The 16,922-nt window shown below is 74.9% G+C and carries 2 protein-coding genes; one reads left to right on the forward strand and one right to left on the reverse strand.

The window, feature by feature from the left end; all coding sequences use genetic code 11:
• Positions 1 to 73: 73 nt before the first annotated feature.
• Positions 74 to 14,977: a type I polyketide synthase gene (locus OG702_RS33620; protein ID WP_327292735.1), complete on the reverse strand. Its 14,904-nt coding sequence runs from the start codon at positions 14,975 to 14,977 to the stop codon at positions 74 to 76.
• A gap of 299 nt (positions 14,978 to 15,276) precedes the next feature.
• On the opposite strand from OG702_RS33620, the gene OG702_RS33625 reads away from it, so the two are divergent.
• Positions 15,277 to 16,800 (forward strand): MFS transporter, encoded by a 1,524-nt coding sequence (locus OG702_RS33625; RefSeq protein WP_327292736.1) that lies wholly within the window; start codon positions 15,277 to 15,279, stop codon positions 16,798 to 16,800.
• The last annotated feature ends 122 nt before the right edge of the window (positions 16,801 to 16,922 follow it).

The following is a 16,922-nucleotide window of genomic DNA, read 5'->3' on the forward strand; positions in this document are numbered from 1 at the left end:
TCGTCCAGTTCGACGGCGAGCCGGTTCACGTAGTCGCGCAGCCGGTTTTCGTTGGCCATCTGTGTCATCCGTCTCAGTCGTCGAGAAGGTCGGGTCGCGGGTCGTGCCGGCCCAGACCGAACCGCTGGTCGAGCAGGTCGAAGATCTCGTCGTCGGTGGCGGTGGCGACCTCGTCGGCAACCGAGGTCGTGGTGGCCGCGGGCGCCTCGCCGCCGGCGGCCGAGCCCTCGGTGAGCCCGTTCCAGCGGGACGCCAGGGACTGCAGCCGTGAGGCGACCGCCGCGTCCTGTCCGGCGTCCGCACCGTCGGCGCGGTCGCCCAGGTCGGTCGCGCCGAGGGTCACGAGTACCGCTTCGAGGCGTTCGAGCTCGTCGAGGAAGCGGCTGCGCGGGTCCACGGGCGCGGGTGCCAGCGCGGTGTGCAGGTGTCCGGCGAGCGCCGCGAGCGTCGGGTGGTCGAAGACGACGCCGACCGGCAGGCGCAGGCCCGTCGCCCGGCCGAGCCGGTTGCGCAGCTCGACGGCGGTGAGCGAGTCGAATCCCAGCTCGCGGAAGGGCTGTTCGGCGCTGACGGCATCGGTGCCCGCATGTCCGAGCACGGCTGAGACGTGCGTGCCGACGAGGTCGGCGAGCAGCGTGTGCTGATCGGCTGGGGACAGGTCGGCGAGCTTGGCTCGCAAGGTGTCGCCGTCCGAACCGCGGTTGCCGTTGCGGCCTTCCGCCTCGGGCGGGCCCTCGCCCTCCCCGTCCCGGTACCCGCCGAGTCCGGCCGCGCCGCTCGCCGCGAACCGGCGAGGTCCGGACGGGCGCAGCAAGTCCCGCAGGACGAGGGGCGGTTCTGCCGCCCCGGGCAGGCCGGCCAGGTCGAGACGAGCGGCGACCACCGCGGGCTCGGCGCTCGTCAGAGCCGAGTCCAGCCGGGCCAGGCCCTGTTGCGCGCTGAGCGGGGCGAGCCCGAGGGAGCGCAGCCGGCGCCGGTCGCCGGCGCCGAGCCCCGCGGCCAGGCCGGCATCGAGATCCCACCAGCCCCAGGCCAGCGACTGGGCGGTCCGGCCCTCGGCGCGCAGCCGTACCGCCAGCGCGTCAAGGAACGCGTTCGCGGCGGCGTAGGGGGCCTGCCCCGCGGTGCCCAAGGTGCCCGCCACCGACGAGAACAGCACCAGGGCGGGTGCGCCGGTGCCGCCGGTCAGGTCGGACAGGTGTACGGCGGCGTCCAGCTTCGGCGCGAGCACCCGGTCGGTACGGTCGTCGGTCAGCCGGTCGAAGGCCGCGTCGTCGGCGATGCCCGCCGCGTGGACCACCGCGGTCAGCGGCCGGTCCTGCGGCACCGTGGCGAGCAGTGCGGCCAGCGCGGCCCGGTCGGCGAGGTCGCAGCGGGCCACGGTGACGTCGGCGCCGAGCGCGGTCAACTCCTGTGCCAGCAGCTCGGCGCCGGGTGCGGCCTGGCCGCGCCGGCTGACCAGCAGCAGGTGCCGTACGCCGTAGTCGGTCACCAGGTGGCGGGCCGCCAGCGCGCCCAGCGAGCCGGTGCCGCCGGTGATCAGGACGGTGCCGTCAGGGCCGAAGTGGGCAGCGGGTACGGCGGCGGTCCTACCGTCGCGGGCCGGCGTGCCGGGTGCCGCCGCACTCGGCAGCATGGCCAGCCGCGGAACCAGAGCCTCGCCCTGCCGGATGGCGACCTGTGGCTCGGAGGAGTCGCTGCTGCCCGCGAGCACGGAGCCGAGGGCCGCCCAGGACGCGGTCTGCCCGTCGACGTCCACCAGGCAGAGGCGGCCCGGGTGTTCGGTCTGCGCGCTGCGCACCAGGCCCCAGGCCAGCGCCTCGCCAGGATCGACGGCACCGTCGTCCGATCCGTCCGCGACGCCTCCACGGGTGACGACGACCAGCCTCGCCCCCGCCGACCGCTCGCCGGCCGTCCAGGCCTGCACCTCGCGGGTGAGCCGATGCAGCCGCGCGTGCAGCGTGGCTACGTCCTCGGGGCCGGTGAGCGGGGCCGGCGTACCCGAGCCAACAGGACCTTGCCCGGCCTTCGTTGACGGCAGCAGCACCACGTCCGGCAACGGCCCGGGCGCGGCCAGCAGCGTCTCGACGTCCGCGAAGACCCTCGCCTGGACGGGCAATGAGGCCGCGAGCCCGGCACCGGAGGGCCCGACCACGGCGAAGCCGGATGCCGGACCCGATTCCGTTTCCGGCGCCGTGCCGCCGCGGTTCGCCGGCCCGCTCGCAGGCCGCCACTGCGTCCGGTACAGCGGCGCGGCGGGCCGTCCGCCGTCCGCCGGCAGCGCCCGCAGCAGCAGCGACCCGGCGGTCAGCACCGGCGATCCCGCCGGGTCCCAGGCCCGTACGGCGACCGCGGCACCCTCGGTCGGCGACAGCAGGACCCGCAAGGACTCGGCGCCGTCGGCGTGGATGGTCACGCCGCTGAAGGAGAACGGCAGTTGCGCGGCGGCCTCGTCGCTCCCGGTCAGGTTGAGTGCCTGCAAGGCGGCGTCCAGGAGAGCCGGGTGCACCGCGTATCCGCCTGCGGCGCCTTCGAGTTCGGCCGGCAGCGTGACATCCGCGTAAGTGTCGTCGCCGTGCCGCCACAGCCGCCGCAGGCCCTGGAAGGCGGGCCCGTAGCCGAGGCCCAGCTCGGCCAGCCGGGCGTAGCCACTGTCCACGGCGACCGGTTCCGCGCCCTCCGGCGGCCAGGCGCCCGCCCACGAGCCGCCCGCTGCCGGGTCAGGCTCAGGCGCGAGGACACCCGCCACCACCCGGGTCCACGGCTGCACGTCGTCACCTGCGGGCCGGCTGTGCACGGTGACCGGGCGGGACCCGTCAGGTCCCGCCGCGGCGACGGCGAGCTGCACGCGCATCGCACCGGAGGGTGGCAGCACCAGCGGCTGTTCCAGGGTGAGTTCGGCGACCTGCCCGGCGCCCACCCGGCGGCCGGCGGCTGCCACCAGCTCCACCCAGGCGGTGGCCGGCAGCAGCACGGCACCGCCCACCACGTGATCGGCCAGCCACGGGTGTGCCGCCGTCGACAACCGCCCTGTCAGCAGCAGCCCGTCGTCCCCGGCCACCGGCACGGCCGCACCCAGCAACGGGTGCCCCGCCGCATCCAGGCCGAGCCGGTCCGCACCTGCCTCGCCGCCACCGGCTCCACCGTCCTCGGCGGCCAGCCAGAACCGGCGGCGCTGGAAGGCGTAGGTGGGCAGTTCAGGCAGCGGGCCGTCGGACCGCCCGGGCAGTCCCGGCAGACGCACACCGACCCCGTCCGCCCAGGCGCCGGCCAGCGCCGCGACGACTTCGCGGACCTCGGGGCGGCCCGAGCGCATTGTCGCGATCAGCGAAGCGCCACCGGCGGCGGAGCCGTCCGCGCCCTCGCCCTCGGCCGGCAACGTCTCGCCTGCCATCGCGGTCAGTACGGGGTCGGGACCCAACTCCACCCAGCGGGAGACCCCGAGCGCCGCGGCAGCGGCCACCCCGTCGGCGAACCGCACCGGTTGCCGGATGTGGTCCACCCACCGCTCGGGGTCGGCGAGGTCGGCGGCGCCGGCGAGCGCACCGGTCAGGTTGGACACCAGCGGGATCGAGGGCGCGGCGAACCGCAACCCGGCCAGCACCTCGCGGAAGGGTGCCGCGACCTCGTCCATGTGCGCGGAGTGGAAGGCCCGCGACACCGTCAGGCGCTTGCTGCGGGCGCCGCGCTCCCGCCAGGTGCCGACCACCGCGGCGACCGCGTCCGCGTCGCCCGAGACAACGGTCGACAAGAGGCCGTTGACGGCCGCGATCGACAGCCGGCCGGCGTATCCGGCCATGGTCTCCGCGACCTCCGCCTCCGGCGCGCCGATCGCCGCCATCGCCCCGTCGGGACGCACGGCGCCCATCAGCCGGCCGCGGGCGGCGACCAGCGTACAGGCGTCCGCCTCCGAGAGGACGCCGGCCACATGGGCCGCGGTGATCTCGCCGAGCGAGTGCCCGATGACCACGTCGGGCACCAGCCCGTGCGCCTCAAGCAGCCGGTACAGCGCCGTCTCCAGGGCGAACAGCGCCGGCTGTGCGTACTCCGTGCGGTCCAGCAGGTCGGCGTCCGCCGAGCCCTCCGCCGCCCAGACCACCGCCCGCAGCGGCCGTTCCAGCGCGGTGTCCAGCAGGTCGCACAGCCGGTCGAAGCAAGCGGCGAACTCCGGGAAGGCTGCGTGCAGTTCGCGGCCCATGCCCAGCCGCTGGCTGCCCTGCCCGGTGAACAGGAACGCGGTGCCGCCGGTACGGCCCGGCGTGCCCTGGACCAGCTGCGCCACGTTCGCCGCGTCAGGTTGCCTGCCCGCCGCCGTCCCGCCCGCCGCGAGGGCGGCAAGCCCGCCCAGCGCGGCCTGCCGGTCGTCGGCGAGCACCACCGCCCGGTGCCCCAGCGTCGAGCGGGACAGCGCGAGCGCCCCGCCCACCTCCGGCAGGGCCAACCCGGGCCGCTCGGTGACCCACGCGTGCAGCCGTTCCGCCTGCGCGCGCAGCGCGGGGCCGGACGCGGCGGACAGCGCCCAGGGCACCGGCCCGCTCCGGGCGGTGCTGTCACCCGCCACGGACGCTGTCCCCGCGGCGTCCGCGGCAACCGCACGGCCGGCGGCCTTCCGCGCCGCCTGGCCGGCCGCTGCTCCGTCGTCGGCGGCGGAAACGGCCACGACCTCGTCCTCCGTGCCGCCGGCGCCGGCCTCCGCGGACTCGCCCGCCGAGTCGCGCCGCCCGGAGTCCCCGGAACCCTCGGGTGCGACCGTCGGCGGGGTCGGCGCGCGCCTCACATCCTCGGTCGGCGGGGCCTGTTCGAGGATCACATGCGCGTTCGTGCCGCTGATCCCGAAGGAGGAGACTCCTGCCCTGCGCGGACGCGACAGCGGAGGCCACTGCTCGGCCGAGGCCAGCAGCGTCACCGCGCCCGCTGTCCAGTCCACGTGCGGCGAGGGCTCCTCGGCGTAGAGGGAGCGCGGCAGCACACCGTGCCGCATCGCCTGCACCATCTTGATCACGCCGGCCACGCCCGCCGCCGCCTGGGTGTGCCCGATGTTGGACTTGACCGTGCCCAGCAGCAGCGGCTGTCCGGCGGGGCGGCCCCTGCCGTACGTCGCAAGCAGTGCCTGCGCCTCGATCGGGTCGCCCAGGGCCGTACCCGTGCCGTGCCCCTCGACGGCGTCCACCTCCGCGGTGGTCAGCCCGGCGTCCGCGAGGGCCTGTTCGATCACGCGTTGCTGCGCCGGCCCGTTGGGGGCGGTCAGGCCGTTGCTGGCCCCGTCCTGGTTGAGCGCGGAGCCGCGGAGCGTCGCGAGCACCGGGTGACCGTTGGCGCGCGCGTCCGACAGCCGCTCCAGCAGCACCAGCCCGGCGCCCTCGCTCCAGCCCGCGCCGTCCGCGGCAGCCGAATACGCCTTGCAGCGGCCGTCGGCAGCCATGCCGCGCTGCCGGCTGAACTCCACGAAGACCTGCGGTGTGGCCATCACCGTCACCCCGCCCGCCAGCGCGAGCGAGCACTCGCCGCGGCGCAGTGCCTGCGCGCCCAGGTGCAGTGCCACCAGCGAGGAGGAGCACGCGGTGTCCACGGTGACGGCCGGACCTTCGAGCCCGAAGGTGTACGCCAGCCGGCCCGACGCCACGCTGCCGCGGCTGCCGTTGCCGACGTATCCCTCGACGTCCTCGGGTACGCGGTGCAGCCGCGAGCCGTAGTCGTTGTACATCACACCGACGAACACCCCGGTGCTGCTGCCGCGCAGGGCGTCCGGCGCGATCCCTGCCCGCTCGAAGGCCTCCCACGAGGTCTCCAGCAGCAGCCGCTGCTGCGGGTCGGTGGCCAGCGCCTCGCGCGGGCTGATCCCGAAGAGTGCCGCGTCGAAGCGGTCGGCGTCGTAGAGGAAACCGCCGTGCCGGGCGTAGCTGGTGCCCGGATGCTCCGGATCCGGGTGGTACAGCGCCTCGGCGTCCCAGCCGCGCCCGGCCGGGAATTCCCCGATGGCGTCGCGCTCTTCGAGCACCAGGTCCCACAGGGCGTCGGGGGAGTCCACGCCGCCGGGATAGCGGCAGCTCATCGCCACGATCACCACGGGGTCCTCGGCGTCCGCCGGCCGCGGCCGCCAGCCCCCGGCGACGCTGCCGCGCGGCGCGGGGACCTCCTCGGCGCCACCGGCCACCTCGCGCAGCACGAACGCCGCGAGCCGGGCGGGGGTGGGGTGGTCGAAGACCAGGGTGGCCGGCAGCCGGACCCCGGCCGCCTCGGCCAGCCGGTTGCGCAACTCCACCGAGGTGAGCGAGTCGAAGCCCACCTCCTTGAACGCCCGGTCCGGCGCCACCGACCCGGGAGCGCCCAGCCCCAGCACCGTCGCCGCGTGCGTGCGCACCAGGTCGAGCACCACGGCGGCCCGCTGCTCCGCGGGCAGCGCCGCGAGCCTGCCCGCGAGGCCGCCGGGAGCCGCACCCGCACCGTCAGCGGCCGGACCGGCCGCCGCGCGGCGTACCGGAGCCCGGGTCAGCCCCTGCAGTACGTCCGGCAGCGTGCCGTCCGCGGCTCGCCGGCGCAGCGCCGCGGACTCCAGCCGGACCGGAACCGCGTCCGCGCCGCCGTCCGCGAGCGCCGCGTCCAGCAGCGCCGTGCCCTCTTCCGGCGTGAGGGCCGCGATACCCGAGCGTGCCATCCGCTCCAGGTCCGTACGGTCCAGGTGGCCGGTCATGCTCGCACCGTCCTGGTCGGCCCACAGCCCCCAGGCCAGCGAGGTCGCGGCCAGCCCGCGGGCCCGGCGGTGGCCGGCGAGGCCGTCGAGGAACGCGTTCGCCGCCGTGTAGCTGCCCTGGCCCGCGCTGCCCAGCACCCCCGTCACCGAGGAGAAGAGCACAAAGGCCACCAGATCGAGGTCGCGGGTCAGCGAGTGCAGGTGCCAGGCCGCGTCGACCTTCGGCCGCAGGACCGCGGAGGTGCGCTCCGGTGTCATCGAGGTCAGCACGCCGTCGTCGAGCACGCCCGCAAGGTGCACCACCGCCCGCAGCGGGTGGAGCGCGGGGATCGAGTCCAGCAGCGCCGCCACCTGGTCCCGCTCGGCGACGTCGCAGGCCGCGACCCTCACCTGTGCTCCCAGCGCGGTCAGTTCCGCGACAGCCTCCCGGACTCCTGGCGCCCCCTCGCCGCGCCGGCTGGTCAGCACCAGGTGCCGCACGCCGTGCACGGCCACCAGATGGCGGGCGGTCAGCCGGCCCAGCGCCCCGGTGCCGCCGGTCACCAGCACCGTCCCGTCCGGGCTGCCGAACTGCGGGGCCTCCGCGGCGGCTTCCCGCCCCCGCTGCCTCACCTGCGGCCGCGTCGTGGCGCGGACCAGCCGGGGTACGTACGCCCGCCCGCCGCGCAGGGCGGCCTGCGGCACCGGACCCGCCAGCAGCGTGGAGAGCGCCAGATACGAGGCACTGTCGTGGTCCACGTCCACCAGCCCGAAGCGGCCCGGGTGTTCGGCCATGGCGGTCCTGACCAGGCCCCACAGCGCCGCCGCGGGCATGTCGCGTACGTCGTCGTCGCCGTCCACCGACACCGCTCCCCGGGTCGCCACCACCAGGCGGGCTCCCGCGAACCGTTCGTCGGCCAGCCATCGCCGCGTCAGCGCCGTGAAGCGGTGCACCATCACATGCGTACGCTCCGGCACCCCGCCAGGTGACGGAGCCGCGCACGGCCACGGGTCCTCGCCTTCGGCCCCGCCCACCAGAGCCACGCACGACAGCCCCGGTACGACGACGACGGCCCCCTCCGGCAACACGGGCTCACCGGGGACCCCTTCGCCCGCGCCTCCCGGCCCCGCCGGCAGATCGGTGAGCACCCTTACGCCCGGGACATGCGCGCACAGCGCCGCGGCGATCCCGTCGCCGCCGTCGTCCAGCACGAACAATGGGGCCGATTCGCCCGCCGGCAGCTGGACATGGGGCCATTCGACACGCAACAGGTCGCCGACACCGCTGCGTTCGCCCGCCAGCCGCTCAAGTTCCGCCAGCTGTACCGGCCGCAGCGCCACCGACTCCACGGAGACCACCGGCAGGCCGTCGACGTCCTCCAGGACGAAGGAGACCGCGTCGGAACCAGTACGCGCGATCCGCGCCCGCACGGCCGTGGCGCCTGCGGCATGCAGCCGCACTCCGCGCCACGCGAACGGCAGGCCCGTACCCGCTCCGGGCCCCGTTGTGGCCCCGTCCCCGGCGGGGGTCCCCAGACCCGGATGCAGGGCGGCGTCGAGCAAGGCCGGGTGGATGCCGTAGTCCGCCGCCGAATCCCGCTGCTCGGCGGCCAGCCGCAACTCGGCGTACAGCTCGTCGCCGTCCTGCCATGCCGCGGTAACCGCCTGGAAGACCGGGCCGTAGCTGTAACCGGAGGCGAGGAGCTCGGCGTACAGGATGTCGGTGTCCACCGGGTGCGCGGCCGCCGGAGGCCAGTCGGTGTCCGCCAGGCTCAACGCGGGCCCCTGCGAGGGGATGAGGGTGCCGGCGGCGTGCCGGGTCCAGGCGGTGGCGTCGGAGTCGTCGTGGGCCGTGCCGGCTCCGCGTTCGGGGCGGGAGTGGACGGAGAGGCCGCGCCGGCCGGTGTCGTCCGCCGCGCCGACGGTGACCTGGAGCTGGACGGTCCGATCGGTGTCGAGGAGCAGGGGGGCTTCGAGGGTCAGTTCCTCGACGGTGTCGTGCCCGGTGTGCTCGCCTGCGTGCAGCGCGAGTTCGACGAAGGCGGTGCCCGGCAGCAGCACGGTCTCGCCCACGGCGTGGTCCGCGAGCCACGGATGGTCGGCGAGGGAGATGCGCCCGGTGTACAGGGCGCCCCCGTCCGGCAGATGGACGGCGGCGGCAATGAGGGGGTGGCCGGTCTCCCACAGCCCCACGCGCGCCAGGTCCCCGGCCGGGGCGGGCGGCGTCAGCCAGTAGTGGGTGGTCTGGAAGGCGTAGGTGGGGAGGTCGGTGGTGGGGGTGTCGGTGAAGTGGGTGGTCCAGGTGAGGGGTGCGTTGTGGGTGTGGGCGTGTGCGAGGGCGGTGGTGAGTTGGGTGGGTCCGCCGTGGTTGCGGCGGAGGGTGCCGAGGGCGGTGATGGGTTGTCCGTGGGGGTGGTTTTCGGCGGTTTGGTGGATGGCGTGGGTGAGGACGGGGTGGGGGCTGGGTTCGATGTAGAGGGTGTGTCCGGTGGTGATGAGGTGGGTGGTTGTGGTGTGGAGTTGGACGGGTTGGCGGAGGTTGTCGTACCAGTAGGTGGGGTTGAGGGTGGTGGTGTCGGTGGGGTCGGGTTGGGGTCGGGTGGTGGAGTAGAAGGGGATGGTGGATGCGTGGGGGGTGATGGGTGCGAGGTCGGTGAGGATGCGTTCGCGTAGGGGGTCGATGTGGGGGGAGTGGGAGGCGTAGTCGACGGGGACGAGGCGGCTGTCGACATGCTCGTCTTGTAGTGCCTGGTGGAGGTGGTGGATGGCGTGGGTGTCGCCGGACAGGGTGGTGCTGATGGGGCTGTTGAGGGTGGCGATGGTGACGCCGGGGTGTTGGGGCAGTCGGGTGGTGATCTCGTCTGCTGGTAGTGGGACGTGGAGCATGGTGCCTCGGCCGGCGATGGAGCTGAAGGTCTGGCTGCGGAGGGCGATGATGCGGGCGGAGTCGTTGAGGGTGAGGGCGCCGGCGATGTGTGCTGCGGCGATTTCGCCTTGGGAGTGGCCGATGACGGCTGAGGGTGTGAGGCCGTGGTGTTGCCAGAGGCGGGCCAGGGAGATCATGGTTGCCCAGAGCATGGGCTGGATGACGTCGACACGTTCCGGGTCTGCGGAGCTGGGGGCTTGGTTGAGGGTGTCGATGAGGTGCCAGTCGGTGAAGGGTGCCAGGGCGTGGTGGCAGGCTTCGATGTGCTGGGCGAATACCGGGTCGGTCCGCAGCAACTCCTGCGCCATGCCGGGCCATTGCGAGCCCTGCCCGGGAAAGACGAGCACCGTCTTCGGTGTTTCGGGCGGGGCGATGGCGGTGTAGAGGTCGGGTGAGGGTTCGCCCTTCACGAGGCGGTCCAGTGCCTCGGTCAGGTCCTCCCGGGTGGACGCGACGATCGCCGCCCGGTGCTCGAAATGCGTCCGCGTCGTGAGCGTCGCCAGCGCGAGGTCCGCCAACGCCACACCGGGCCGCGCCAGCAGATGCTCCCGCAGCCGTGAAGCCTGCTCCTTCAGGGCCTCGTCGCTGCGCCCCGACACCAGCACGGGCAGAGCCGGCTCGCCGCTCGGCGCGGGAAAGCGCTCATCCGCCACGCTCTCGCCCGGGCCGGCCACGGCCTTCTCCTCGGCACTCGCCTCGGAGATCTCTTCGCCGTTCGCGGTGACGGGTAACGCGGCCGCCTCTGGCGGCTGTTCGAGGATGACGTGCGCGTTCGTGCCGCTGATGCCGAAGGAGGAGACGGCCGCGCGGCGGGGGCGGGTCGGAGAGCCGGCAGCCCACGGCAGGGAGTCGGTGAGGAGGGCGACCGTGCCCGCGGACCAGTCGACGTGGTGGGAGGGGGCGTCGACGTGCAGCGTGCGCGGAAGCACCTGGTGGCGCATCGCCTGCACCATCTTGATGATGCCGCCGACGCCTGCGGCGGCCTGGGTGTGGCCGATGTTGGACTTCAGCGAGCCGAGGTGGAGCGGGCGGTCGGCGGGGCGCTCACGGCCGTAGGTGCCGAGGATCGCCTGCGCCTCGATGGGGTCGCCCAGCGCGGTGCCTGTGCCGTGCGCCTCGACCGCGTCGACGTCCTGCGGGGTGAGCCGCGCGTCGGCCAGCGCAGCCCGGATGACCCGCTGTTGGGCAGGTCCGCTGGGTGCGGCGAGGCCGTTGCTCGCACCGTCCTGGTTGACCGCGCTGCCGCGGACGACGGCCAGCACGCGGTGTCCGTTGCGTTCGGCGTCCGGGAGCCGCTCCAGCAGCAGCATGCCGACGCCCTCGGCCCACGCGGTGCCGTCGGCGGCGTCGGCGAAGGCCTTGCACCGTGCGTCCGCCGCGAGGCCCTGCTGCCGGCTGAACTCGATGAACATGCCGGGCCCCGCCATGACGGTGGCGCCGCCGGCCAGCGCGAGCGTGCATTCGCCGCGGCGCAGCGCCTGGACCGCGAGGTGGACAGCCACCAGCGAGGATGAGCACGCGGTGTCGACGGTGAGGGCCGGGCCTTCCAGCCCGAGGGTGTACGCGATCCGCCCTGAGGCGACCGAGGTGGTGGTGCCGGTGAAGATGTGGCCGTCGTGACCCGCCGCGGCCTCGTACAGCCGCGGACCGTACTCCTGTGCGGTGGCGCCGACGAAGACGCCGGTGCTGGTCCCGTGCAACGCGGTCGGGTCGAGCCGGGCGTGCTCCAGGGCCTCCCAGGAGCTGGCCAGCAGCAGCCGCTGCTGCGGGTCCATGGCCGCCGCCTCGCGTGGGCTGATGCCGAAGAACGCCGCGTCGAACTCGCCCGCGTCGTGCAGGAAACCGCCGGACTTGACGTAGCTGGTGCCGGGCCGGTCGGGGTCCGGGTCGTACAACTCGGCAATATTCCAGCCACGGTTGGTGGGCATCGGGCCGATCGCGTCACGGCCGTCGGCGACCAGCTCCCACAGGGCGTCCGGGGTGACGGCGGCGCCAGGGTAGCGGCAGGCCATCCCGACGATGGCTATCGGATCGTCGGCCTCGGCGCCCTGATTGGTGTTCCCTGGCACGCCGTCCGCGACCGCGGCGGGCGCGTCCTCGGTGTCGCCACGCAGTTCGGTGTGCAGGTGGGCGGCGAGGACGGTCGGGTTGGCGTAGTCGTAGGTGAGGGTCGAGGGCAGGGCGAGGCCGGTCTCCGCGACGAGGCGGTCCCGCAGCTCCACCGCGCCCTGCGAGTCCAGGCCCAGGTCCTTGAAGCTGCGGTCGGCGCGGACCTCGGCGCCCGAGGCGTGCCCGAGCACGACGGCCGCGTTCGCGCGCACCACGTCAAGGAGCGCGTCGAGGCCCGTACGGTCACCGCCGGCTGCCCGTTCCGGCTCGGCGGCCGCAGCCTCGGGACCTGCCGCTTCCACGGTCGGGTACTCCGCAGGCGCCTCCGGCCCGCCGTCCGCAAGCCAGTGCCGCCGGCGCTGGAAGGCGTATGTCGGCAGGGCCACGTACGAGCCGGCGGCCGCCGGTCCCGCGCCGAGGACGGCCGGCCAGTCGACATCGACGCCGTGCGTGTGCAGACGGGCCAGCGCGGTCAGCACCGTCTCGGTTTCGTCCTGGCCGCGGCGCAGGGTCGGCGCGGAGACGGTGTCGGTGGCCGGCCGTGACTGCCCGGTGAGGCTGTCGCGGGCGAGGCCCGGCAGTGCCGCGTCCGGCCCGACGCCGATGAACGCGGAGGCGCCTGCGGCCTCGGCCGCGCGCACCCCGTCCAGGAATCGCACCGTCCGGCGGGCATGCCCGACCCAGTAGTCAGCGGACGCCGTCTCGTCCGGGGCGGTGAGGGCGCCGGTCACAGTGGAGACCAGCGGGACGCGGGCGGGCGTGTAGGACAGCGACGCGGCGACCTGCCGGAACTCGTCGAGCATCGGATCCATGTGCGGCGAGTGGAAGGCGTGGCTGACCCGCAGCCTGCGGGTGCGGCGGCCCCGGGCCTCGAAGACGCCGGCCAGCTCCAGTACGCGGTCGGTGTCGCCGGAGAGCACGACCGCCCGCGGGCCGTTGACGGCGGCGAGATCCGCCGAGCGCGCCAAGTCCGGATCGACGGCGAGGAGTTCGTGGACCTCGTCGGGGGTCGCGTCGATCGAGGCCATGGCGCCGCCCACCGGCAGCGCGCGCATCAGCCGGCCGCGCGCGGCGACCAGCGCGCACGCGTCGGGCAGCGAAAGGACTCCGGCGACATGGGCGGCGGCGAGTTCGCCGACCGAGTGCCCGAGCAGCAGCCCGGGCCGTACCCCCCAGGACTCCAGCAGCCGGTAGACCGCGACCTCGACCGCGAACAACGCCGGCTGGGTCAGGTCGGTGCTGTCAAGCAGCGCCGCGTCCGCGGCGTCGACGGCCTCGGGGGAGCGGAGCAGCAGGTCGTCGATGCGCCGGGGCAGCAGCGGTGACAGCTCGGCGAGCGTGGCTTCCAGCGAGCGGGCGAAGGCCGGATGGGCGGCGAACAGGCCGGCACCCATGCCGATCCGCTGGCTGCCCTGGCCGCTGAAGACGAACGCGACCTCGCCGGGCGACTGCGCCACCCCGCCGACCACCCGCGCCGCCCGCTCACCGGCGGCGGCCGCGGCGACCCCGTCGAGCAGCGCGTCGCGTCCCTGCCCGACCACCACCGCCCGGTGGTCGAAGGCCGTACGCGTACGGTGCAGGGCCACCGCGATCTCGCGGTCGGTGGGGACCGGGCCCGTGGTGCCGTCGGCGGGACGGCCCGCCAGCTGCTCGTGCAGGCGCCTGGCCTGGTCGCGGAGGGCGTCCGGGTCCCGCCCGGAGAGGGTCCACGCCGTCCACGCGGCGGCCGGCTCGGCCCCGCCGCCCTCCGTCGCGGCGGCAGCGGGCCGTAGGGCGCGGGGACCTGCCCCCACGTAGGAGGCGTCCGCCGCCACCGAGGCGCCGCCCCCCGCGTCCGCCCCGGGAGCACCCGCCTCGTCGGAGCCGCCCGGCGCCTCGGTCAGCACCACATGGCAGTTTGTCCCGCCCATGCCGAAGGAACTGACGCCCGCCGCGAGCGGACGGTCGGCGGCAGCGGCCCAGGGGCCGGGCTCGACCTGTACGCGCAGGCCGAGCTCGGCCAGCGGGATGCCGGGGTGCGCCGTGTCGTGGTTGAGAGTGGCGGGCAGCGTGCGGTGCCGCAGGGCCAGCGCGGTCTTCAGCAGGCCGACGATGCCCGCGGCACCCTCCAGGTGGCCGACGTTGGTCTTCGCCGAGCCGACCGGCAGCGGGTCGCCCGCCGGGCGCGCGGCGCCGAGGGCCGCGCCGAGCGCGGCCGCCTCGATCGGGTCGCCGACCCGGGTGCCGGTGCCGTGCAGCTCCACGTAGCCGGCCGTCGCCGGGTCGAGCCGGGCGGCGGACCAGGCGCGGCGGATGACGTCGGTCTGGGTGGCCTCGCCGGGGACGGTCAGCCCGTCGGTGGTGCCGTCGTTGTTGGTGGCGCTGCCGCGGATCACGCACACCACGCGGTCGCCGTCGGCCAGCGCCCGGGCGAGCGGCTTGAGCAGCACCAGGCCGGCGCCCTCGCCGCGCACGTAGCCGTTGGCGCGGGCGTCGAAGGTGAAGCAGCGGCCGTCGGGGGACAGTGCGCCGAAGCGTGCGGCGCCCAGCGCGCCCTCCGGCGCCAGGGCCAGGCTCACGCCGGCCGCCAGCGCCAGTTCCGACTCGCCGCTGCGCAGGCTCTCGCAGGCCAGGTGGACGGCCACCAGCGACGACGACTGCGCGGTGTCCACGGTCAGGCTGGGGCCGTGCAGGTCGAAGGTGTACGACACCCGGTTGGCGATGATGCCCCGGTTCAGCCCCGTCAGCGTGTGCCGGCCAAGCGCCCGCGGGCCGCGGGCACGGGTGAGGGCGGCGTAGTCGTCGGCGATGGCGCCCACGAAAACCCCGGTACGGCTGCCGCGCAGCGCCGCCGGCCGCAGGCCGGCGTCCTCCATGGCCTCCCAGGCCAGCTCCAGCACCAGCCGCTGCTGCGGGTCGGCGGCCGCGGCCTCGCGCGGCGACATGCCGAAGAAGTCCGCGTCGAAGCCGCCGACGTCTGCCAGGAAGGCCCCGAAGCGGGCGGCCGCGTCCGGGCCGGTCTCCGCGATCAGCGTCCTGGTGAAGCCGCGCTCGGCCGGTGCGGTGGCCACGGCGCTGCGGCCCTCGCGCAGCAGGTGCCAGAACTCCGCCGGGCCGGCGGCGCCGGGCAGGCGGCACGCCAGCCCGATCACCGCGATCGCGTCGGAGCCGGCGTCGACGCCCAGGGCCGTCCCGGCCGGGCCGCTGGTGTCGGCGGCTTCGGTCGTGTCGACGGTGTTCGCGGTGCCGGTGTCATCGGGGGTCGCGTGTGCAGCGGTGTGGCCAAGTGACATCGGGTGTCGTCGCCCTTCTCCAGCGCGCCCGCGAAGGGGCCGGCGGTGGCGGGACCACCGTCGATCCCACAGCGTTCGGGGCGTCCCTTAGGTGGGGCTTTCCGCACTCTTAAGCGGGCTGCCTGTCCTGATCCCGCCCGCGCCGCCACGCCGGGATGCCCGTGTTGAGGAAACGGGGCCTGTCCCCGTATAATCGCCAGGGAGTCAACGGGACACGTCCGTAGGCCGATTGACGCCCCATCTCGACTGCTTCCCGGCGTACCCCCCCCGGTGGTCCACGCCGGAGCCGAAGGAGAGCCATGAGCGACCAGACCAACTCCCCGCGGACGGCTGTGGCCGAGCCGCCTCCTCCGGCGGACAGCGGCCCCAGCGGCCACCCCGGGATCACCCTCGCGCTCATCGCGACCGCGTATCTCATGGTGGGCCTGGACGCGACGGTGGTGAACATCGCGCTGCCCAAGATCCAGGGCGCTCTGGGCTTCTCCTCGGTCGGCCTGTCCTGGGTGATCAACTCCTACACCCTCGCCTTCGGCGGGCTGCTGCTGCTCGGCGGCCGGCTCGGCGACATCCTCGGCCGGCGGCGGATGCTGGTGGCCGGCACCACCCTGTTCACCGTCGCCTCCCTGGTCGGGGGCTTCGCCAACAGCCCCGGGCTGCTGGTGGCCGCCAGGATCGGCCAGGGCGTCGGCGCGGCGATGGCCTCGCCGAACACCCTGGCGCTGATCGCCACCAACTTCGAGGAGGGCCCGGCGCGCAACCGCGCGCTCGCGGTCTACTCCGCCACCGCCGGCGCCGGCGCGTCGGTCGGCCTCATCCTCGGCGGTGTGCTGACCGACTGGGTCAGCTGGCGCGCGGTGATGTTCGTCAACGTGCCGCTCGGCCTCGCGGTCGTGATCGGCGCCCCCCTCTTCATCCGCGAGCCGGAGCGGCACCAGGCCCGTATCGACTACGGCGGCACTCTCACCGTCACCGCCGGCATGGTGGCGCTGGTCTACGCCTTCATCCGGGTGCCCACCGACGGCTGGGGCGACCCCCTGACGGTGCTGTGCTTCGTCGCCTCGGCGGTGCTGCTCGCGGCGTTCGTGGTGATCGAGACCAGGATCCGGCAGCCGATCGTGCCGCTGCGGCTGTTCCGCAGCCGCAACCGCTCCGGCGGCTACCTCAACATCCTGCTGCTCACCGCGACGATGATGGGGCTGTTCTTCTTCCTCAGCCAGTTCGTCCAGGACGCCATGGACCTCAGCCCCGCCAAGGCGGGCCTGGCCTTCCTGCCGATGACCCTGGCGATGTTCACCACGGTCTCGCAGGTGGCGAAGCTGCTGCCCAAGTTCGGCGCCAAGCGGCTGATGATCGCCGGCGCCACGCTGATGACGATCACCATGGTGTGGCTGACGCAGATCTCCACCGACAGCAGCTACCTCGGCTCGGTCTTCGGCCCGCTGCTGATCTTCGGCGTCGGCATGGGCCTGAGCTTCATGCCGCTGAACGTCACGATCCTCACCGGAGTCGCCCGCGAGGACTCGGGCTCGGCCTCCGGCGTGCTGCAGACCCTGATGCAGCTCGGTGGCGGCCTGGGCCTGGCCATCCTGGTCACCGTGTTCGGCACGTCCTCGAAGAACGCGGCAGGCAGGCCGGCCGGCGCCTCGGCCGGGGAGCAGGCGCGGTACGCCTTCACCCACGGCCTGCAGTCCGCGTTCACCGTCGGGGTGGTCTTCGTGGCCATCGCCCTGGTCGTGTCCATCGTCGTCTTCGCGCCGAAGAAGGCGCCGGCGGCCGTCACGGCGGCCCCGCCTGCCCAGGCCGGCGCGCCCAAGGCGGAGTGAGCGGCCGACCCCGTACGTACGACGACACCGGCGCGGTCCCCGTCACCACGGGGGCCGCGCCGGTCTGCGTGCCGTGGCGCCCGCGGTGGCCCGGTGACGCGCCGGCGGGGGCGCCGGGAGGC

Origin of the sequence: Streptomyces sp. NBC_01198 (assembly GCF_036010485.1) — a bacterium.
Taxonomy (GTDB): domain Bacteria; phylum Actinomycetota; class Actinomycetes; order Streptomycetales; family Streptomycetaceae; genus Actinacidiphila.